The following is a 1,567-nucleotide window of genomic DNA, read 5'->3' as shown; positions in this document are numbered from 1 at the left end:
CGGACGGATTTGCCTATTCCGACCGTCTCACTGCTTGGACGTGCACATCCAATGGCACGCTCTCCCTATCCTCCTGCGTCCCCCCGTCATTCAAACGGAAAGGAGGTGGTACAGGAATATCAACCTGTTGTCCATCGCCTACGCCTTTCGGCCTCGGCTTAGGTCCCGACTAACCCTGAGAGGACGAGCCTTCCTCAGGAAACCTTAGGCATTCGGTGAAAGAGATTCTCACTCTTTTTTCGCTACTCATACCGGCATTCTCACTTCTAAGCGCTCCACCAGTCCTTACGGTCTGACTTCGCAGCACTTAGAACGCTCTCCTACCACTGATCATAAGATCAATCCGCAGCTTCGGTGGTGTGTTTAGCCCCGGTACATTTTCGGCGCAGAGTCACTCGACCAGTGAGCTATTACGCACTCTTTGAATGATGGCTGCTTCTAAGCCAACATCCTGGTTGTCTAAGCAACTCCACATCCTTTTCCACTTAACACACACTTTGGGACCTTAGCTGGCGGTCTGGGCTGTTTCCCTCTCGACCATGAACCTTATCACCCACGGTCTGACTCCCAGAACAAAGTCTATGGCATTCGGAGTTTGACTGAATTCGGTAACCCGATAGGGGCCCCTCGTCCAATCAGTGCTCTACCTCCATGACTTTCTATTCTGAGGCTAGCCCTAAAGCTATTTCGGAGAGAACCAGCTATCTCCGTGTTCGATTGGCATTTCACCCCTACCCACACCTCATCCCCGTAATTTTCAACTTACGTGGGTTCGGGCCTCCAGTCAGTGTTACCTGACCTTCACCCTGGACATGGGTAGATCACACGGTTTCGGGTCTACGACCGCATACTCACTCGCCCTGTTCAGACTCGCTTTCGCTGCGGCTCCGCTTCTGCTGCTTAACCTCGCATACGGTCGTAACTCGCCGGTTCATTCTACAAAAGGCACGCCGTCACCCATTAACGGGCTCCGACTACTTGTAGGCACACGGTTTCAGGTTCTATTTCACTCCCCTTCCGGGGTGCTTTTCACCTTTCCCTCACGGTACTGGTTCACTATCGGTTACTAGGGAGTATTTAGCCTTGGGAGATGGTCCTCCCGGATTCCGACGGAATTCCTCGTGTTCCGCCGTACTCAGGATCCACTCCGGAGAGAGGAAGATTTCGACTACAGGGCTGTTACCCTCTTCGGCTGATCTTTCCAGATCGATTCGTCTATCTTCCTCCTTGATAACTCCAAAGGAGTGTCCTACAACCCCAGAAAGCAAGCTTTCTGGTTTGGGCTGATTCCGTTTCGCTCGCCGCTACTTGGGAAATCGCGTTTGCTTTCTCTTCCTCCGGGTACTTAGATGTTTCAGTTCCCCGGGTCTGCCTTCCTATACCTATGTATTCAGTATAGGATACTGTCCCATTACGAACAGTGGGTTTCCCCATTCGGAAATCTCCGGGTCAAAGCCTGCTTACGGCTCGCCGGAGCATATCGGTGTTAGTCCCGTCCTTCATCGGCTCCTAGTACCAAGGCATCCACCGTGCGCCCTTATTCACTTAACTATCTTCGTGAAAAGAC

General features: G+C 52.2%; 1 rRNA gene. It reads right to left on the bottom strand.

From position 1 onward, the window contains the following. A 23S ribosomal RNA gene (locus tag ACXAJH_RS20365) occupies window positions 1-1,551 on the bottom strand; the annotation flags it as partial. Window positions 1,552-1,567 lie beyond the last annotated feature (16 nt).

It is taken from the genome of Halobacillus sp. ABD4_316 (genome assembly GCF_056161385.1).
The sequence above is the reverse complement of the archived record's forward strand: the minus strand, read 5'-3'. Positions and strand labels throughout refer to the sequence as shown.